The sequence below is a fragment of the Streptomyces sp. NPDC037410 genome (assembly GCF_055602235.1).
In genome coordinates, this window is record NZ_JBVJWR010000003.1 from 314,781 (window position 1) to 334,333 (window position 19,553).

The 19,553-nt window shown below is 72.3% G+C and carries 11 protein-coding genes and 2 pseudogenes; 7 read left to right on the forward strand and 6 right to left on the reverse strand.

All coding sequences use genetic code 11. The features are described from left to right. Positions 1-144: 144 nt before the first annotated feature. Positions 145-1,026, reverse strand: a complete 882-nt coding sequence (locus ACZ7HT_RS06880; protein WP_471160786.1) for an alkaline phosphatase family protein — start codon at positions 1,024-1,026, stop codon at positions 145-147. A gap of 287 nt (positions 1,027-1,313) precedes the next feature. Further along, complete coding sequence (locus tag ACZ7HT_RS06885; protein ID WP_471160789.1) at positions 1,314-1,712, reverse strand: NTP pyrophosphohydrolase; 399 nt, start codon at positions 1,710-1,712, stop codon at positions 1,314-1,316. Positions 1,713-2,787: 1,075 nt separating this feature from the next. On the opposite strand from ACZ7HT_RS06885, the gene ACZ7HT_RS06890 reads away from it, so the two are divergent. Both ACZ7HT_RS06890 and ACZ7HT_RS06895 read left to right on the forward strand, forming a co-directional pair. Further along, entirely contained in the window at positions 2,788-4,701 is a 1,914-nt protein-coding gene (locus tag ACZ7HT_RS06890) for a ricin-type beta-trefoil lectin domain protein (protein WP_471160791.1), read from the forward strand. A 38-nt stretch (positions 4,702-4,739) separates the two neighbouring features. Next, positions 4,740-7,826, forward strand: a complete 3,087-nt coding sequence (locus tag ACZ7HT_RS06895; protein ID WP_471160794.1) for a glycoside hydrolase family 3 protein — start codon at positions 4,740-4,742, stop codon at positions 7,824-7,826. Positions 7,827-7,898: 72 nt separating this feature from the next. On the opposite strand, the pseudogene sigJ reads toward ACZ7HT_RS06895, so the two are convergent. Together sigJ and ACZ7HT_RS06905 are read right to left on the reverse strand one after the other, a co-directional pair. Next, a pseudogene (gene sigJ, locus ACZ7HT_RS06900) lies at positions 7,899-8,699 on the reverse strand (RNA polymerase sigma factor SigJ); the annotation flags it as partial. Between the two features lie 143 nt (positions 8,700-8,842). Continuing rightward, positions 8,843-10,021, reverse strand: a complete 1,179-nt coding sequence (locus tag ACZ7HT_RS06905; protein ID WP_471160797.1) for an NAD(P)/FAD-dependent oxidoreductase — start codon at positions 10,019-10,021, stop codon at positions 8,843-8,845. Positions 10,022-10,288: 267 nt separating this feature from the next. Here ACZ7HT_RS06905 and ACZ7HT_RS06910 point away from each other — a divergent pair, with 267 nt between their 5' ends. Next, positions 10,289-11,767, forward strand: coding sequence for a glutamate-cysteine ligase family protein (locus ACZ7HT_RS06910; RefSeq protein ID WP_471160800.1), 1,479 nt, complete (start codon positions 10,289-10,291; stop codon positions 11,765-11,767). Between the two features lie 239 nt (positions 11,768-12,006). Then, positions 12,007-13,161, forward strand: coding sequence for a DUF3103 family protein (locus ACZ7HT_RS06915; RefSeq protein WP_471160803.1), 1,155 nt, complete (start codon positions 12,007-12,009; stop codon positions 13,159-13,161). A 115-nt stretch (positions 13,162-13,276) separates the two neighbouring features. On the opposite strand, the pseudogene ACZ7HT_RS06920 reads toward ACZ7HT_RS06915, so the two are convergent. After that, positions 13,277-13,970 (reverse strand): annotated as a pseudogene (locus tag ACZ7HT_RS06920) (SDR family NAD(P)-dependent oxidoreductase). Between the two features lie 15 nt (positions 13,971-13,985). On the opposite strand from ACZ7HT_RS06920, the gene ACZ7HT_RS06925 reads away from it, so the two are divergent. Next, positions 13,986-16,379, forward strand: a complete 2,394-nt coding sequence (locus ACZ7HT_RS06925; protein ID WP_471160806.1) for a tetratricopeptide repeat protein — start codon at positions 13,986-13,988, stop codon at positions 16,377-16,379. Positions 16,380-16,436: 57 nt separating this feature from the next. Here ACZ7HT_RS06925 and ACZ7HT_RS06930 read toward each other — a convergent pair whose 3' ends face one another. Next, on the reverse strand, positions 16,437-17,090 hold the full coding sequence (locus ACZ7HT_RS06930; protein WP_471160809.1) for a LysE family translocator: 654 nt from the start codon (positions 17,088-17,090) through the stop codon (positions 16,437-16,439). A 190-nt stretch (positions 17,091-17,280) separates the two neighbouring features. Between ACZ7HT_RS06930 and ACZ7HT_RS06935 the strand changes: the two genes are divergently transcribed. Continuing rightward, positions 17,281-18,033: an ABC transporter ATP-binding protein gene (locus ACZ7HT_RS06935; RefSeq protein ID WP_471160811.1), complete on the forward strand. Its 753-nt coding sequence runs from the start codon at positions 17,281-17,283 to the stop codon at positions 18,031-18,033. A gap of 5 nt (positions 18,034-18,038) precedes the next feature. Then, positions 18,039-19,397, forward strand: a complete 1,359-nt coding sequence (locus ACZ7HT_RS06940; protein ID WP_471160814.1) for an FtsX-like permease family protein — start codon at positions 18,039-18,041, stop codon at positions 19,395-19,397. Positions 19,398-19,553 lie beyond the last annotated feature (156 nt).

Sequence of the window (19,553 nt, forward strand, 5' to 3'; positions counted from 1 at the left end):
GGGCGCCTCCGGCCCGCGTTGATAGCTTGGGGCCCGCCGTCCCCATGCCTCGGGGGCGCCCGCCCCCCCCCCCCGGGACCGAGGTCCCGGGCGGCGGCCGTCGCGGCCGTCGCGGGGGTGCTGCGACTGTCCGCTACGTACACGTCACGGAGTCCAGATGCCGGTGATCGGGGTCGCGTTGGCGGCCTGGCCGGCGTGCGTGGTGCCGTACATGTCCTCGATCGTGCGGAGCAGGTTGTAGTGGTTGTACGTGGTCGAGGACGTGGAGCCCGGGACCACCTGCTGGCCGTAGAGGACGGTCGCGATCTTGTTGCCGGCGAGGCGGTTGTCCTCGTCGAAGGTGACGACGAGCAGGCTGTTGTGGGTCTTCGCCCAGGTCGCGTAGGCGCCCAGGTTGTTCTTCAGCCAGGTGTCACCGGTGCCGACGGAACAGTCGTGCATGTCGCTGCACAGGTTCGGGACGACGAACGACACCTGCGGGAGCGTGGTGTAGTCGGTCGGGAACTGCGCCATGGTGTACGCCGACGAGGTCGGGACGTTGTTGAAACCGAACCACGGGTTGTGCTTGCGAGCGTACTTGCCGCTGCTGCAGGTGGTCGAACCCTGGCTCGGCAGCGTCTCGTTGTAGCTCTTCCAGGTCTTGCCCGCGGCGATCAGCTCGGAGGCCAGGTTCGGCGCGGAGGAGAAGCCCGGCGTGTAGCAGGAGTCGTCCGTGATGCCCTGGGTGGAACCCGAGAACATCGCGAAGTAGTTGGGCTGGCTGGGGTGGGTCTCGGCGTACGACGCGGTGAGGTTGGCGCCGCCGGTCTTGAGCGAGTTGATGTACGGGGCGCTGGAGCTGCCGATGATCTGGTTGTAGGCGTGGTTCTCGAAGACGACGACGACCACGTGGTCGGGCGTGGGGACGGTCGCCGCGGCCTGGGCCTGCGACGTGCCGCCGAAGCCGGCCCACAGGCCGATCGACGTGGCCGCCAGGCCGAGGGCGGAAAGAAGAGCGGTGCGGCGATTCCTGGGCGCGCCGGACACGGCTACCTCCGGTTGAGGGTGGGGACTACGGAGCGGTGCAAGCGGCAGGCTAGGAGTGAGCATGTCAACCTGGAAGGTGTTCCGCGTGAAGACCCGGGAAACGTCTCGTGCCACCACCGGCAAGCCGCCCGGAAAGCCGCCCGGAAAGCCGCCCGGAAAGCACCCGAAAACCACCCGGAAACGCCCGCTCGCCTGCCCGATCGTCCCCCTTTCCCGTCCTGTACTCCTCTGTCCCCAGTGTCCTCCCGGCGGGCCTCGGCCGCGGCCGCGAGCAAGCGGCACAAGGCCTATGCGGACGACGGGAGAACGCTGCGCGGCCCAGTACAGCGGGCGCCTTCCCGCTCCACGCGCCGACGGAGCTCGCGGTCGGCCGTGACCACCAGGCAGGGGCGGCCGTGCGCGTCACGGGCCAGCTCGGCGATCAGGTCGTCGCCGCTGCCGGGAGCCTCCTCGACCCACACGCCGGGTACGGAGGCCACGCCCCGGGCGCGCCCCTCGACGACCAGGACGATCTCGTACGGGCCGGGGTACGGGCCGTCGGCCGGGCCGCCGGTCGCGGCGAGCCGGTCACGCAGCCGCTCGGCCGCTCCGCGCCGGTCGCGCCACCAGCCGTCCGGCACCGATCCCACGACGTTGGCGCCGTCCACGACCAGCAGGGGGCGAAGGGGCGGGTCCTCAGAAGTCACGGTTCCAGGATGTCAGGGAAACCGATCGGGAAACACGGTGACGACGACCGAGAGGACCCGGTAGTGTCGTGATCTTCGGTCGGCGGAAGCCGCCCGGAGTCCCCTTGAGGCTGCCGACGACCATGAACCCCGACGACACGTCCGCACGGCTCCGACTCGACCGTGCACTGGACCGCCTGGACGTCACCTTCCGCGGAATGACCGCCCGCAGTGACGAGGTCCAGTGCGACTGCCACTGGGGCAGCGAAGAAGAGCTCGCACGGCTGAAGGTTCCTGACGTGCTGCTCGATCCGGACCTCCTGCACCGCACCTGGGACGCCCCCGACTGGAGCGACCACGGCGCCGTGCTGCGCCGCATCCTGCCCCAATTCGCCAGGGCGCTGGTCAAGGGCGAGGTGGAGCCCATGTTCGGCATGTACAAGGTCGGGTGCTCCTTCGGGCGTGGGCGCTGGCGGCAGTGGCCGACGCACCAGAGCGCGGCGGTGTGGGAGTTCCTGCGCGCCTGGTGGGCCCACACCCTCGCCGAAGAGGATCCCGCCGTCCCCGCGTACGAGCTCCTGGCGCTGTGCGCCGAGGCGTCCGGCACACTCGGCCCGTGGCTCCGGACCTGGGAGACGCTCGACGAATCGCGTCGCCGGTCGGCACCTGGCCGACGCGGTCGACCGCTGGGAGTACGACCTGCTGGGCGATCTACTCCCGTGGAACGCCTGGGACGACGCGGACGCGCTGTGCGCCGAGCTAGCGGCCTGGCTGGTCCGCCACGCCCCCGCGCGGCTTCGAGCCCAGGGTGCTCCCGAGGAACTGCTGCACCGCGTACGGCTCATCGGACTCACCGGCCCCGCCCGCTGGGAGGACCCGCACTGGCCCGACTACCGCTACTGAGCCGGCGCCGCCGCGACTGAGCCCGAACTCGTGCCCCGCGTTCAAGAGTTGACTGCGGGAGGGGTTGACGGGGCGGTACTGCCTCCATAACTTCACACCTTGATAAAAGCCTTGCCGTCTCGCGGCACGCGCAGCGGTCCGGGTTCGCCGGTCCGCCGCGCGGCGTGCCGTCCCCCACCGAAGGGCCCATCAGGTGCATCACAGTTCTTGGTCGCTCGCGCGGCGCGGCCGGTCACGACCCCGCCGCCTCGCCGCCGCCCTCGTGACCGGCGCCCTCCTCGCGAGCGGCCTGGTCATGAGCGGTCCCGGCGTCGCGCAGGCCGCCGGCGAGCGGGTCGACGTCTGGCTGACCACCACCTCCGACGGCGGAGGCCGTACCGTCACCCGGGGACTCGCCCCGCAGGCACCGACGGCCTTCGGCCCGGCCGGCGGCAGCGCGAGCCACACGATCGCCGTCGACGAGTCCACCACCTACCAGCAGTTCGAGGGCGGCGGCGCGTCGATCACCGACACCACCGCCCATCTCCTGCGCGGCGGACCGATCAGCTCCGCGACCCGCGACGACGTGATGCGCAAGCTGTTCTCGCCGACCGACGGCATCGGACTCTCCTTCCTCCGCAACCCCATCGGCGCCTCCGACCTCTCCCGGCCCGGCAACGTCTCCCTCGACGACACCTGCTGCGACCTCGGCGACTTCGGGACCAACGGCTACGACACCAACGTGCGGCTGCTGACCGGCCAGGCCAAGCAGCTCAACCCCTCGCTCCGGGTGATGGCGGTGCCGTGGAGCGCCCCCGGCTGGATGAAGGACAACGGCCGCATGGACCAGATGGGCTGGCTGAAGTGGGAGTACTACCCGCTCTACGCCCAGTACCTGGCCAAGTACATCCAGAGCTACCAGGCGGCCGGGATCAAGGTCGACTACCTCTCCGTACAGAACGAGCCCAACTGCTGCCAGGCCGCCAACCCCACCGCCATGAACTACCCCGGCATGAGCTGGAACCCCTCAGGCCTGGCCGAGTTCACCAAGAACCACGTCTATCCGGCGTTCCGCGCGGCGGGGATCGACACCAAGGTCCTGGTGCACGACTGGAACTACGGCGACTACGCGAACTTCGGCTCCGGCGTCCTGGGCGACGCGGGCGTGCGGAACGACCCGCTGTTCGGCGGGATCGCCTGGCACGGCTACGCCGGTGACCCGGCCGTCGGCAGTCAGGTCCACGACCAGTACCCGTCGGTGCGCCAGTTCAGCACCGAGCACTCCGGGGGCACCTGGATCGGCAACCAGCACAACGAGGACATGAAGGACATCGTCGACTACGCCCGCAACTGGAGCAGCAGCCTGACGAAGTGGAGCCTGGCGCTCAACCAGGACATGGGCCCGCACAACGGCGGTTGCGGCACCTGTACGGGCCTGATCACCGTCCAGGAGGGCGGCGCGCGCGCCGGGCAGGTCGACTACACGATCGAGTACTACACGACCGGCCACCTCACCAAGTTCGTGCGGCCCGGCGCGTACCGGATCGCCTCGACGGCCGACTCCACCGTGCAGAACGTCGCCTGGCGCAATCCCGACGGCTCGAAGGCCCTCATCGCCCACAACGGCGGCGCCTCGGCCCAGTCCCTGCGCGTCGACTGGGGCGGCCAGTCCTTCACGTACACCCTGCCCGCCCGTACCACCGCCACCTTCACCTGGTCCGGTACGACGGCGAGCGCACCCACCGGGCCGATGACCGGCCTCGCCGGCAAGTGCCTCGACGTCGCCGGCGCGGCCACCGCCGACGGCACCCCCGTCCAGCTCTACACCTGCAACGGAACCGCGGCCCAGCGGTGGACGCTCGCCGCCGACGGCACGGTCCGGGCCCTCGGCAAGTGCCTCGACGTCACCGGAGCCGGCACCGCCGACGGCACCAAGGTGCAGCTCTACACCTGCAACGGGACCGGCGCCCAACACTGGTCGTACGACCCCGGAACCCATGACGTCGTCAACACGGCCGCCGACAAGTGTCTGGACGTCACTGGCAACACCCCGGCCGACGGCACTCGCACCCAGATCTGGACCTGCACGGGCGGCGCCAACCAGAAGTGGACCCACCAGCCGTCCTGAACCGGCCACCCCCCGTACCCCTCTCCCGAGGAGCCCGCATGCCGCACCCGCGCCACCGAAGAAGGGCGAGCGCCGCCGCGCTCGCCGCCACCGCCGTCCTCGCCGGACTGCTCGCCGCAGCCGTGCCCAGCGCCGCCGCCCCCGACGAAGACCCGGCGCCCCAGGCCGTCGACCGCTTCGAAGGGGAGGTCCCCTTCGCCGGACCGCCCGCCGAGGGCCTCTTCACCTGGGGCAGCGACACCGACGACCACCCCGCCCTCACCCTCGCCGAGCGCGCCGACGCCCCCGACGGCGGACACGTCCTCGAAGGCCGCTACGACATCAGCGGCTGGGGCGGATTCACCCACGACTTCGCCTTCGGCAAGCCCGCCCAGGACTGGACCGCGCACAAGGGCATCCGCTTCTGGTGGTACGGCCAGAACACCGCGCCCCTGCCGCCCGGCTCAGGAAAGCGGATCAACTTCGAGATCAAGGACGGCGGGGCGAACGGCGAGACGTCCGAACTGTGGACGACCTCCTTCACCGACGACTGGGAGGGCTGGCACCAGGTCGAGATCCCCTTCTCCGACTTCCAGTACCGCGCCGACTACCAGCCCGTCGGCGGCATCGACCAGGTCCTCGGCCTCGACCGGATGTGGGGGTACGCGCTCACCCTGCCGACCGGCGCCCCCGGCCGCTTCGCCCTCGACGGCGTCGAGCTGTACGGCAAGGCGGACCCCGCCCGCACCACCCGGGTCACCACCGGCTCCGTGGTCCACCCCGTCCACGAGGGAGACACCGCCCGGATCGACGTCACGGTCGCCACCACCGGCTCCGCGCCGACCGGCGAGCCCGTCACCGTCACGTACACGACCGACGACAGCGGCCCCGCCGAGCCGGGCGAGGACTACACCCCGGTGACCGGAAGCGTGGAGTTCCCGGCCGGGACGCCGTCCGGGACGACCCGCTCGATCACCGTGCCCACCCTCAAGGACGGGGCCGGCGAGGAGGCCGAGACGATCCCGGTGAAACTGACCGTCGACGGCGCCAAGGCACCCGCCGAGACACCGGTCGTCGTCATCGACGCCCACGGACTGCCCTACCTCGACAGGCGCCTGCCGGTGAAGAAGCGGGTCGCGGACCTCCTCTCCCGGATGACGCTCCGGGAGAAGGCCGGCCAAATGACCCAGGCCGAACGCAACGCCCTGCGCTCACCCGGAGACATCGCCGGCTACGGCCTCGGCTCCCTGCTCTCCGGCGGCGGCTCGGTCCCCAGCCCCAACACGCCGGAGGCGTGGGCCCGCATGGTCGACGCGTACCAGCTGCGCGCCCAGGCCACCCGCCTGCAGATCCCGCTGATCTACGGCGTGGACGCCGTGCACGGGCACAACAACGTCGTCGGCTCCACGATCATGCCGCACAACATCGGCATCGGCGCCGGACGCGACCCCGGCCTCGCCGCCCGGACCGGCGCCGTCACCGCGAAGGAGGTCCGGGCCACCGGCGTCCCCTGGGACTTCGCCCCCTGCCTGTGCGTGACCCGGGACGAACGCTGGGGCCGCTCCTACGAGTCCTTCGGCGAGGACCCGGCGCTCGTCACCGCGATGGAGACCGTGATCGACGGCATGCAGGGCGCGCCCGACGGCCGGGACCTCGACCGCGACGACAAGGTGCTGACCACCGCCAAGCACTTCGTCGGCGACGGCGGTACGGCCTTCGGCTCGTCGACGACCGGCTCGTACACGATCGACCAGGGCGTCACCCGCGTCACCCGGGAGGAGCTGGAGGCCGTCCACCTCGCGCCGTTCGCCGGGGCCGTGAAGCACGGCGTGGGCACGGTCATGCCCTCGTACTCCTCGCTCGACATCCTCGGCGACGACCAGGGCCCCGTGAAGATGCACGCGAACGCCGAGATGATCAACGGCGTCCTGAAGGGCCGGATGGGCTTCGAGGGCTTCGTCATCAGCGACTGGCAGGCCATCGACCAGATCCCCGGCGACTACCCGAGCGACGTGCGGACCTCCGTCAACGCCGGCCTGGACATGATCATGGTGCCGACGAACTACCAGGACTTCACCCGCACCCTGATCGCGGAGACGGAGGCCGGCCGCATCCCCACCGCACGGATCGACGACGCCGTCGCCCGCATCCTCACCCAGAAGTTCCGCCTCGGCCTCTTCGAGAAGCCGTACGCGGACACCACGAACCTGGCCACCGTCGGCTCGGCCGAGCACCGCGCGGTCGCGCGGGCGGCGGCGGCGGCCTCGCAGGTGCTGCTGAAGAACGAAGGCGGCGTCCTGCCGCTCAAGCCGACCCAGAACGTGTACGTCGCCGGCTCCAACGCCGACGACCTCGGCAACCAGGCCGGCGGCTGGACCGTCACCTGGCAGGGCGCCTCGGGCCGCACGACCACCGGCACCACGATCCTGGAGGCGCTGCGGAAGTCCGCCGACCCCGGCACCACGCTCACCTACTCCAAGGACGCCTCCGCGCCCACCGCCGGACACGACGTCGGTGTCGTGGTGGTCGGCGAGAAGCCCTACGCCGAGGGCATGGGCGACGTCGGCAACGGCCACGACCTGGAGCTGAGCGCGGCCGACAAGGCGGCCGTCGACCGGGTCTGCGCCGCGATGCCGTGCGCGGTCCTCGTCGTCTCCGGCCGCCCCCAGCTCATCGGCGACCGGCTGCCCGCGATCGACGCCCTGGTGGCCTCGTGGCTGCCCGGCACCGAGGGCGACGGCGTGGCGGACGTCCTCTACGGCCGTCGGCCCTTCACCGGGCAGCTCCCGGTGAGCTGGCCGAGGTCGGAGGACCAGCTGCCGCTGAACGTCGGCGACACGCGCTACGACCCGCAGTTCCCGTACGGCTGGGGCCTGACCACACTCCGCGGCACCCCGCAGGGAGGCGAACCGGCCCTGCGGGCGATCGGCCTCGCCGCCCGGGCCCTCCAGACGGCCGGACACGGGGACTCCGCCGCGGCCCGGCAGCTCGTCGCCCGGGCCCGGCTGATCGTCCAGAGCCGCATCGGGCAGAACATCACGGAGCCGGTGGCGAAACCGTTCGCCGAGGCGGACCACCTGCTGCTCGGCGGTGATCCGGTGGGCGCCGTGGCCAAGCTGACCGCGGCCTTCCGCGCGGCCGGCTGACCGACCCACCCGGCCCCGCCGCCCGCACGGGTGGCGGGGCCGTCGGCACGGGCACACGCCCTCAGGGAGCCTGTCGGGAGTCAGGCCGCCGAGCCTGTCGGGATTGGCCTGAAAGTGCAGGCGGTGGATGCGGCCGTCGGCGATGTCGAAGGAGAGCGCGCCGACCGTGTGTCCCTCGATGGCCGCGAGGACGCCGAGTTCGCCGTTGATGACGGCCGGCGCCATGGTCAGGGCGGCCAGCTCCGGCTTGGCAAGGAAGCCCAGCAGCCAGCGCGCGACGTGGTCGATGCCGTGCAGCGGACGACGGGCGGCGGTGACCTTGCCGCCGCCGTCGGACCAGGCGACCACGTCCGGGGCGAGCAGTTCCATCATGGAGTTCAGGTCGCCGCCCGCGCAGGCCGTCAGGAACCGGTCGGTGACCTGCCGCCGCATGCCCGGGTCCGCGTCGAAGCGGGGGCGGCGGGCCTGGACGTGCGCACGAGCGCGATGGGCGATCTGACGGACCGTCGCCTCCGGTCGCTCCAGGGTCTCGGCGATCTCCGCGTGGGAGTAGCCGAAGACCTCGCGCAGCAGGAAGACGGCGCGCTCGACGGGGCTGAGGGTCTCCAGGACCACCAGCATGGCGGTGGAGACCGAGTCGGCCGATTCGGCCTCCGAGGCGATGTCCGGGGACGTCAGCAGGGGTTCGGGCAGCCACGGGCCGACGTACGTCTCGCGGGTGGCCCGCGCCGAGGTCAGGCGGTTGAGCGAGAGGTTGGTGACCGTGCGCACCAGGTACGCCTTCGGATGCAGGACCTTGTCGCGGTCCGTGGTGCTCCACTTCAGCCAGGCGTCCTGCAGGACGTCCTCCGCGTCGGTGACGCTGCCCAGCATGCGGTACGCGGTGGCGAACAGCAGCCTGCGGTGCTCGAGGTACGGGTCCTGTCCGGTGCCGGTGGAGATCACCGGATCATGCTGCCGGCGGCGTGAACGCGGCGGCAAGGAACGGAGCGCGACGCCGGCAGCCGGCGTGCCGTTCATGCCGCGGGCTCGCGGGTGGCACGGCCACCCTTGGACACGATCGTGGAGACGTTCACGCGCTTGCTGTACCGGTACGTCATCAGCGGGCTCCCGCTGACGAACTCCTTGTACCAGACGGCGCCGCGCCCGGTCAGGCGCATGCCGACGGGGGTGAAGTCGGCCTTCGTGAACTGGATGACCGCGTCTCGCCGGCCGAGGCTGACGGGCTGGTGGAAGTAGCCGAAGCGGAACGGCTTCACGGACTTGCCGCGCACCAGCCGTGCGATCGTGTCGGCGGTGTACTGGGCGGTGGGCAGCCCGCTCTGGCAGGAGCCGTGGAGCCGGCCGTACGCGAGCCGGACGGCGGCGGCGTCACCGACCGCGTGGATCCGGGGGTGGGACACCGAGCGCAGCGTGGCGTCGGTCAGGATCAGGCCGCGCTCGTCGGTGGCGATCCCGGCGTCGGCGGCCAGCGACGGCACCTTGACCCCGGCGGTCCAGAGGCAGGCGTCGGAGCGGAGGGTCCGCCCGTCGGCGAGCTCCACCGCGTCGGGCAGCACCTTCGCCACCCGGACTCCGGTCACGAGCATGACGCCGAGGCGGTCGAGAGCGCGGTGCAAATACGCGCGGGCCTTGCCGCCCATCATGGAGCCGGGCTCTTCCGTGCTGATCAGGGTGACGTCGAGACCAGGGTGGGCCTCCGCGATCTCCGCGGCCGCCTCGATGCCGGTCAGGCCGCCGCCGCAGACGGTGACCGTGCCGCCGGCCGCGGCGATCTCGGCGAGGCGCGCGGCGAAATGCCCGGCGGCCTCCGGGCCGTTCAGCGTGAACGCGTGGGTGCCGGCGCCGGGGACCGTGCCGGTGTCGGTCGAGCTGCCCAGCGCGTACACGAGCGTGTCGTACGAGAGGGACGTGCCGTCGTCGACGGTGACGCGCCGGGCCTCGGGGTCGATGGCGGTGGCGGCGCCCCGTACGAACGTGACGCCCGTACCGTCGAGAAGATCGGTGATCCGGTGGTCGGGCAGCTCCTGACCGGCGGCGATCTGGTGCATCCGCAGCCGCTCGACGAACCAGCCCGACGGGTTGACCAGGGTGATCTCCACGCCGGTCCGGCGCGTGCGGTGAGCCAGCCGGATGGCGCTGAACATGCCCGTGTAGCCGGCGCCGAGAACGACGATGCGGTGGCTGCTGGTCATCTCGATCTCCCTGGATCGGGCACCGGCCTCGGTGCCGGTGACGCCCATGGGACAAGCGGCCCCCGCCGGACGTGACAGGCCGCCGGTGTGAACCAGGTCATAAGGGGAAGGTGCCGCGGTCCGCCCTACCCTCGGTCACTCCGGCCCACCCTGCGTACACGGCGCGCCCTGGTCAGGGGACAGGGACGGCCCGCGCCGGGCGGGGCCCGCCTGCTGGTGGCACGCTGAAAGAGAAGGATCCGCGCCGCAGAGCCCCGGGAGGATCCGATGGGTCGTGACGTCCCGGCACTGACGTTCACACGCGACGACCGTCGCCGTTTCCGCGACAGGACGCACGCCTCCCTCGACGTCCTCGCCCGCATGCTCCGCGAAGCCCGCTTCGACGTCGAGCGGCCACGGGTGGGCCTCGAGATCGAGCTGAACCTCGTCGACGAGACCTCCAGACCCGCCATGCGCAGCACCGAGGTCCTGGAGGCCATCGCCGATCCGGCCTGGTCGAGCGAGCTGGGCCGGTTCAACTTGGAGATCAACATCCCGCCCCGCCGTCTCACCGCGGGCGGCCCCGACACCTGGGAAGGAGAGATCCGCGACGCCCTGAACCACGCCGAGGAGAAGGCCACCGCCATCGGCGCGCACCTGGTGATGATCGGGACGCTCCCGACCCTCGAGCGCGACGACGTGAACCGCGAAGCGCTGTCCGAGAATCCGCGCTACCACCTCCTGAACGACCAGATCTTCGCGGCACGCGGCGAGGACCTCCTCATCGAGGTCGACGGAGTGGAACGCCTGCGCACGTACGCGGACACCATCACGCCCGAAGCGGCCTGTACGAGCACCCAGTTCCATCTCCAGGTCGCACCCGAGCAGTTCGCCGCGCACTGGAACGCCGCGCAGGCCGTCGCCGGCGTGCAGGTCGCGCTCGCCGCGAACTCGCCGTTCCTCTTCGGCAAGGAACTGTGGAGCGAGACCCGCATCCCGCTGTTCGAGCAGACCACGGACACCCGGCCGGACGAGATCAAGATCCAGGGGGTGCGGCCCCGCGTGTGGTTCGGCGAACGCTGGATCACCAGCGTCTTCGACCTCTTCGAGGAGAACACCCGCTACTTCCCGGCGCTCCTGCCGCTCTGCGACGACGAGGATCCCGTGGAGACCCTCGACCGCGGCGAGATCCCGCATCTGGCCGAACTCACCCTGCACAACGGCACGGTCTACCGCTGGAACCGACCCGTCTACGCGGTCGTCGACGGCGTCCCGCACCTCCGCGTCGAGAACCGGGTGCTGCCCGCAGGCCCGACCGTCGCGGACGTGATGTCGAACGGCGCCTTCTACTACGGCCTCGTCCGCGCCCTGGTCGACGAGGACCGACCGGTGTGGAGCCGGATGTCCTTCGCGGCCGCCGAGGACAACCTGCACGCGGCGGCACGCCGCGGCATCGACGCCGAACTCTACTGGCCGGGCACAGGACAGGTGCCCGCGACCGAACTGGTCCTGCGCCGCCTCCTGCCGCTCGCCCACCGGGGCCTGAACGCCCTGGGCCTGGACGCGCAGTGGCGTGAACCGCTGCTCGGCATCGTCGAACAGCGCTGCGTCTCCGCCCGCAACGGAGCGGTGTGGCAGGCCGAGATGTTCCACCACCTCCACGACGTCGCCCACCTCGACCGGCCCGCGGCACTGCGCCGGATGACCAGCCAGTACATCGATTTCATGCACCTCAACGCCCCGGCGCACACCTGGCCGGTGGAGTAGTCCGAGCCGTCCTGGGAGCCCTGCGGCGCATTCCCGCAAGAACATTTCCGGCAGTCCCTCCCCACCGCCCATGAATGGCCGAGAGGCCGTCTATCCGCGTAGACGGCCTCTCGGCCAGACTGTCGTCGCACTCGAACACGCACGCGCACGACCGTCATGCGACGACGCACGGCGGTATTCCGGCACGCCCGAACCGGGGAACCCGGGCACCTGGGCAACGCCATCGTCTGGAGGACACCTTGTTCGCAGGAAGACAGCTCCGCGCGGCACTCACCGGTCTCGCGCTGGGAGCCCTGACCCTGACCACCCTTCAGGGTACGGCCACGGCGGCGACCGGCACTCCCGCCGCGACGACCGCGCACGGCGCCAAGACCTCCCCGGTCGCCGCGATCGAAGCCAGGACGGCACGGGCGCTCGCCCGCTCGCTCGCCGAACCCGCATGGCAGCGCAAGATGGCCGAAGCGGCCCTGGCGGACAAGGACGTGGACCTGCTGGCGCTGACCGCGAAGTCCGGCGCCAAGCCGGTCAAGGACTTCCGGACGACTCTGGCCAAGGCGGAGGCGGACGTCGCCGCGGCGAAGGGGCTCGGCAAGGGCGCGCCGGCCCTGCTGCGGGTGAGCCTCGCCGGACGGAAGGTGAGCGAATCCGCCCTCGCCACGACCGCACCCCTGGTCGCCTCGGCGCCCACTGACGACGACGCCAGGACGATCGTCGCGTACGACAGCGCGGGCAAGGCGCACGAGCTGGACGCGGCGACCGCTCCGAACCGGCCGGTCTACCTGGTCGGCGTCGACGGGCAGAAGGCGCTCGCGGCCGGACTCAAGGTGATCGACAGGGAGCTTGCCGCGAAGGGGCTCCACACCCCGACCGCCGACAAGGTTAATTCACTGTCCGCCGCCGACTCGGGCTTCTGGACGACGCGGATCCAGTCCATCAGCGTGGCGGACGTCCAGGAACCCTGGTTCAAGGGCGACGCCGAGATCTTCACCCTCGTCACCGGCTTCGGCACGGACGGCAAGGTCCGCGTCGACACCGTCACGATGCCGTACCTCGACGACGAGAACACGACGTACTACCCGAACCAGATCCTGGTCAACTGGTCGAACTACAAGTACAACCTGGCCGACGCCGTCATGATGGAGGACGACGGCGACACGAACTACTCCTCGCTCGCCAAGGCCCTCGCGGCGGTCCTTCTGACGATTACCGACCAGGGTGCGTACATCCCGCTCGTCGGCGCGATCATCGACGCCATGCCCACGTCGTGGTGGACCGACGACCCGGACTACGTGGACTCCTTCTACACCCTGGCCAGGGAGACGACGGGAAGCCGTGTCGGCGCCGGGGCCAACGCCCGTATGACGGTCGACCGTTACTACGTCTCGGCACTCTGACCCCGAGCCGGGGCACGACGGCCGGAGTGGAGGGTCGGCCGCGCTGTCCGCCCTGCAGGTGACGCAGGGCGGACAGCACGGCGCCGCGTGAGGACGAGCCCACTCTCACGCGTCGTCAACTCCGCAGATGCGAAGCCCCGTTGAGGTCGATGATCGTGCCGGAGGACCATTCGGCGGCGGGGGAGGAGAGCCAGAGCACCGCCGCCGCGATCTCCTCGGCCGTACCCACCCGGCCGAACGGGCTCTGCTGCCGGATCGACTCGCCTTCGGGCCCCTCCAGGCGCGGCGCGACGCGCTCGGTGGCGAAGAAACCGGGGGGCGACCGAGGCGACGCCGATCCCGTACGGGGCGAGCGAGACCGCGAGCGACTGGCCCAGCGCGTGCACGGCGGCCTTCGTCGCCCCGTACGCCGGATGGTCGGGCTCGCCCCGGAAGGCGCCCCGGGAGCCGATGTTCACGATCCGGCCGCCCGTGCCCTGCTCGATCATGAGCCGGCCGGCGAGATGACTCAGGTTCGCCGTGGCGAGCAGGTTCACCGCCACGTGCTGCTGCCACACCGCCACCCACTCCTCGTACGGCGTCTCCGCCAGAGGGTGGCGGATGTTCACCGCCGCGTTGTTCACCAGCACGTCGACCCCGCCGAGGGCCTCCGCGGCCATGTCCGCCACGGCAGCCGCCCCGGTCGGGTCCGCGAGATCGCCGCCGACCAGGACACGCTCGCCGACCACCCGGTCCGGTTTCTCGCGGCGACTCCCTCCGGAGCCGCCGCCCCTGCTGCCAGACTGGGGCGCATGGCCGCTGCCCCGCATACCCCGAGACCGTCCATGCGCGAGCTGATCCAGCGCCGCAGGCGCGCCGCGTTTCTCGGCCGGGCGGCGGAACTCGACGCCTACCGCAGGAACTTCGCCCTGGGAACCGACGACCCGGAGTACCGTTTCCTGTTCCACGTACGGGGCAACGCCGGCATCGGCAAGTCGTCCCTGTTGCGCGAGCTGGAGCGGATCGCGCGCGAGCACCGTGCGCTGACCGTGCGCACCGACGACTCGGTGAGCGGCGCCGTGGAGGTCATCGCGGCGGTCAGCGCCCGGTCGGGTGAGCTCGGGCATCCGTTCAAGGCGGTCGACCGGCTCCTGAACACCTACCGGCAGCGCCGGCACGAGGCCGAGTCCGCCCTCGGCACGCCCGGCGGTGACGCGACGGACCCGGGTGCCCCGTCCTCGGCCGCGCGCGCCACCGCCCAGGCGGCGCTCACCGGTCTGGGCATGCTCCCGGTCGTCGGAGCGTTCACCGGCGCCCTCGATCCCGCTCAGGTCGCCGAGGGCGCCGACCGGCTGCGCACCGTGCTGAGTGCCCGGCTGCGCAGCCACGACGACGTCCAGCTGGTCCTCGACCCCGTGTCGGTCCTCACCCCGGTGTTCGTGGCGGAGGCGAACCGGGTCGCCGAGCAGGTCCCGTGGGTGGCGCTGTTCCTCGACACGTACGAACGGACCGCGCCGTTCCTGGACCGCTGGCTGTGCGACCTGCTGGCCGGCGAGCGGTACGGGGCGCTGCCCGGCAACGTCGTCGTGACCCTCGCGGGCCAACGCTCCCTCGACCCGGCGTACTGGGCGGACTGGGCCGACCTCGTGGTCGACCTGCCCCTGGCCCCGTTCTCCGAGTCCGAGACCCGCGCCTTCCTCAGCGGGCGCGGCGTGCAGAGCGAGTCCGTGGTACGGGACGTGCTCCGGCTCTCCCACGGCCTGCCCGTCCTGGTCTCCACCCTGGCGGAGAGCGCGGCGCAGGCCGGCGCCGTCGACGACCCGAGCACCACGGCGGTCGAACGGTTCCTGAGATGGGAGAGCGACCCGGTGCGCAGGGCGGCCGCCCTCGCCGGGGCGCTCCCGCGCCGCCTGGACGAGGACGTCTTCCGGGCCGTGGCCGACGAGCCCGCCGCCCACCTCTTCGGCTGGCTGCGCGCCCTTCCGTTCGTCGACGTCCGCGGCGGCCAGGCGCACTACCACGACGTCGTACGGGCCCCGATGCTGCGCCTGCAGCGCACCACCTCCGCCGACCGCTGGCGCGCCGCGCACGAACGGCTCGCGCAGTCCTACTCCGGCCGCCGGGAGACCGAGGGCCAGGGCCTCGCCCCCCACCTGCGCTGGGCCGAGGAGGGCTGGCGGGCGGCGCGTCTGGAGGAGACGTACCACCTCATGTGCGCCAACCCGCGCGAGGTGCTGCCCGAGGTCCTGCGCGACGGCATCGACGCCTGTGACGAGGGAACCGAGGTGGCCCGCCGCTGGGCGGCCACCGTCGCGGCGGCGGGCGACGACAGTGACGCGGCCTTACTGCGCGAGTGGGGGACCGGGCTCCTCACCGCGCTGCGGGACGAGGAACGCGGCACGATCACGGTCCTCGACATGCTCCTCCGTCAGGCGGGACTCGCCGCCTACGAGCGGGCCAAGGCGCTGTGGGTACGAGGCCACGCACACCGGCGGCGCAGGCAGTACGCGGAGGCGTTGGCCGACTACGACCGGGCGATCGAGCTGGCGCCGCGGTCTCCCCGGCCGTACACGGGGCGCGCGGTGGTCCATCGCGATCTGGGAGCGTTCGACAGGGCCCTGGAGGACCACGACCGGGCCTGCGCGCTGGCCTCCGACGGAGAGCGGGCCCTAGGTCACCGCGGGGAGACGTACCGACTGGCCGGCCGGCTCGACGAAGCCCTCGCGGACTTCGACCGGGCCCTCGACATCGCACCCACGACGACCTGGGCTCTGGCCAGCCGGGCCGACGTCCTGCGCCGCCTCGGCCGCCCGCACGAGGCGCTCACGGATCTCGACCGCGCACTGGCCCTGGAACCGGACTACATATGGGCACTCGTACGCCGCTCACGGCTCCGGCGCGCGCTGGGCGACACCGCCGGCGGACTCGTGGACCTGGACCGGGCACAGGACCTCTCCCCGGACGATCCCTGGCTGATGGGCGAGCGCGGCGAGACCCTGCGGGAACGAGGACGGTACGCGGAGGCCGTCGCCCAGTACGACCGTGCCCTGGAACTCGACCCCGCCTACACCTGGGCGCTCGGCAGCCGCGCCCTCGCCCAGCACGCCCTGGGCCGCAGCGACCTGGCGCTCGCCGACCTGGACCGTGCACTCGCCATGGACCCGGACTACGCCTGGGCCGGGGCACGCCGGGCCGAGATCGTCGCGGCGAGCGCCGGAACCCAGGAGGACCCCAGGTGAACCACGGCCACGGCAGGATCGGCTCCGTCTGCCGCTCCTGCGGGCCGGTCCCCTCGGTCAGTTGTCCCCGAGCGCCAGCTTGATGCCGAAGCCGACGAGGACCGCACCGGTGACCGAGTCGATGACCCGCTGAACGGAGGCGCGGTTCAGCCACCGGCGGACGAGCTGGGTGCCGAAGATCAGCGCGCTGAACCAGACCAGCCCCTCCAGGTCGTGCACCGCCGCCAGGACGACGCCCATCAGCAGATGCGGGGCGCCGGTGGGGATGAACTGGGGCAGCATCGCCATGTAGAACACGCCGTTCTTCGGATTGAGCAGGCTCGTGCCGAGCCCGCGCGCCCAGGCCCGCGCCCACGTCGCCTCCGCGGCCGTGGCCCCCGCTCCGTCAGCCGGTTCCGCCGCCGCGGGCCGGCCGCGCTCCTTGAGCGTCCGGCGGATCATGCCGATCCCCAGCCAGGCCAGATACACGGCACCGGCCACGCGCAGCGCGTCGTACAGCAGGTGGGACGCCGTGAGCACCGCCGAGGCGCCGACGGCGGCGGCCACGCCCCACACGAGTACGCCGGAGAGGATCCCCAGCGCCGTCGCGAACGCCCGGCGCCGGCCCAGGGTGATGGCGGATCGCAGCACCAGAGCGGTGTCGAGGCCCGGCATGATGGTCAGCATGCCGGCCACGACGGCGAAGGAAGCGATGGCAGAGGAAACGGTCATGCGGTCATCCTGGAGCCGCGGCCGCGATCACGTCCAATGAGGTCTGCTGCACGGCGCATCAGCGGGACTGATACCCCTGCTCGCCCGGTGCTTCGCCCGGATTCTCACCCAGGGGGTTCGGTTTCCCGAACCTCGGGTTCGGGGGCGGGCACCATCGCCCGCCGACCCCCGGTCCGCCGAGGATGAGTACATGATCGAAACGGCGAGGGACATCGGGACGGGAACCGTCGCGCGGGCGGAGGATCTGCACCGCGTGTACGGGCGGGGCGGGGCGGCCGTGCGGGCGCTGAACGGGGTGTCGGTGGCGCTCGCGCCCGGCACGTTCACGGCGGTGATGGGACCGTCGGGATCCGGGAAGACCACGTTGCTGCACTGCCTCGCGGGGATGGACCGCCCCACCGGCGGCTCCGTCTGGTGGGGCACCACCGAGATCTCCCGGCTGCCCGAACGGCGGCTCGCGGAACTGCGGCGCAGCCGGGTCGGGTTCGTGTTCCAGGCGTTCAACCTGATGCCGGCGATGACCGTCGCCCAGAACGTCGAGCTCCCCGGCCGGTTGGCCGGCGAACGCCCCGACCCGGGCCGGGTGCTCGACGCGCTCGCCCGGGTCGGTCTTGCCGGGCGCGAACGGCACCGGCCCGGGCAGCTCTCGGGCGGCCAGCAGCAGCGCGTGGCCATCGCCCGGGCGCTGGTCTCCCGCCCGCGGGTGCTCTTCGCCGACGAGCCGACCGGCGCGCTCGACCGGGCCACCGGCCACGAGATCCTCGCCCTGCTGCGCGCCGGGGTGGACCAGGAAGGGCAGACCTGCGTGATGGTGACCCATGATCCGGTCGCCGCCGGGTACGCGGACCGGGTACTGCTGCTCGCCGACGGCGTACTGGTCGACGAGCTCGACCGGCCCTCCGCCGCCCAGGTGGGCGAACGCCTGAGCCGGCTGGGCGGGTGAGCCAGATGATCACGCTCGCTCTCGGGCCGCTGCGGCGGCGTCCGACCTCCTTCGTCGGCCTCGCCGTCGCGCTCTTCCTGGCCATCACCACCGTGACGATGTTCGGCTTGCTGTTCGCCGCCGATCTCACCGCCGGCAACGACCTTCACAGAGCGGACGCAGGGCCCGGACTGATGGTGATCGCGGGCGCGTTCGGGGAGATCGCCGTCCTCGTCGCCTTCTTCGTCGTGGTGAACGCGCTCGGCTTCGCCCTCCGGCAGCAGCACCGTGAACTCGCCCTGTTGCGCACCATCGCGGCGACACCCCGCCAGACACGGCGCCTGGTCCGCGTCCAGGTCGTCGCGACGACGCTGGTGGTCGCCGCGCCCGGGTGGGCCGCCGGCACGGCCGCGGCGGGCCGCTTCCTCGCCGAGCTCCAGCGGCGGGGCATGGCCGCGCCGGGTCTGCGCGTGCCGGAGACCCTCCTGCCGCTGCTCGTGGCCCTCGCCGCCGCCCTCGCCGCCTCGGCCGTCGCCGCCCGCCGGATCTCCCGGATCGCCCCCGCGGCCGCCCTCACCGCGAGCGCGACCGAGCACGGCCGGACGGGGGCGCCGCGCCTGCTCGCCGGCGTCGGTGCGCTGGTGGGCGGCGGCCTGCTGCTGCGGCTCGCGGCGACGCGGCCCGTGGAGCAGGCGGACAAGGCGGGGCAGGCGGCGCTGCTCGGTTCCCTGGTGCTGCTCGTCGCGGTCGCCCTGCTCGGGCCGCTCGCCGCGCGTCTCCTGGCGGCCGTGTCGGGCGCGCCGGTCCGGCTCCTCGCGCCCGGCACGGGGTGGCTGGCCGACGCCAACCTGCGCGGTTACGCGCGGAGGCTGTCGTCCGCCGTGGTGCCCGTCGCGCTGCTCGTGGGCCTGTCGGGCACCATGTCGATCATGACAAGTACCGCCGGGAACGCTCCGGGCACGACGGCGACCAGCGCCACCTCGGCCACCGACGTCTGGCTGCGCCAGAGCGAGCTGGCGCTGCTGGTCTGCTTCGCGGCCGTGTCCACGGTGAACACCCTGGTCGCCGTGACCGCCGGCCGGCGCCGTGAGTTCGCCATGCTGCGACTGGTCGGCGCGACCTCGTCGCAGCTGCTGCGCATGCTGACCGTGGAGGCGGTCCTGACCGCGGTGGTGGGCGTGCTGCTCGGCGCCACGGTCGCCGGGGCCGCGTCCGCCGCGTTCAGTACGGCGGTGACCGGCTCGGCGGTACCGACCGTCCCGATGGCCGCCTGCGGGTGGATCGTTGCGGGCGCGGCGGCGCTGACGGTCCCCGTCATCCTGGCCACCGGGATCCGGGCGGTCCGCGGCCCGGCGGCGGAACGGGTGGGTGGTGACGGTGACTGAGCACAGCGGAGCTTCCGCGCACGGCGGGGGATTCGCTCCCGGGGACGCGGGGGAGGACGGGGCCCGTGCGGCGACGTCGGCGGCTGAGCAGAGGTCCCCGCGATCTGCCAGGGGCCGCGAACGGCACTCCGTAGGGGGCGGAGAGCGGCGCTCCGT

What these genes read in the sequence shown, in the direction of transcription:
- ACZ7HT_RS06895 (WP_471160794.1), top strand. Translation starts at nt 4,740, where the DNA reads ATGCCGCACCCGCGCCACCGAAGAAGGGCGAGCGCCGCCGCGCTCGCC.
- ACZ7HT_RS06905 (WP_471160797.1), bottom strand. Translation starts at nt 10,021, where the DNA reads ATGACCAGCAGCCACCGCATCGTCGTTCTCGGCGCCGGCTACACGGGC.
- ACZ7HT_RS06910 (WP_471160800.1), top strand. Translation starts at nt 10,289, where the DNA reads ATGGGTCGTGACGTCCCGGCACTGACGTTCACACGCGACGACCGTCGC.
- ACZ7HT_RS06925 (WP_471160806.1), top strand. Translation starts at nt 13,986, where the DNA reads ATGCGCGAGCTGATCCAGCGCCGCAGGCGCGCCGCGTTTCTCGGCCGG.
- ACZ7HT_RS06930 (WP_471160809.1), bottom strand. Translation starts at nt 17,090, where the DNA reads ATGACCGTTTCCTCTGCCATCGCTTCCTTCGCCGTCGTGGCCGGCATG.
- ACZ7HT_RS06935 (WP_471160811.1), top strand. Translation starts at nt 17,281, where the DNA reads ATGATCGAAACGGCGAGGGACATCGGGACGGGAACCGTCGCGCGGGCG.
- ACZ7HT_RS06940 (WP_471160814.1), top strand. Translation starts at nt 18,039, where the DNA reads ATGATCACGCTCGCTCTCGGGCCGCTGCGGCGGCGTCCGACCTCCTTC.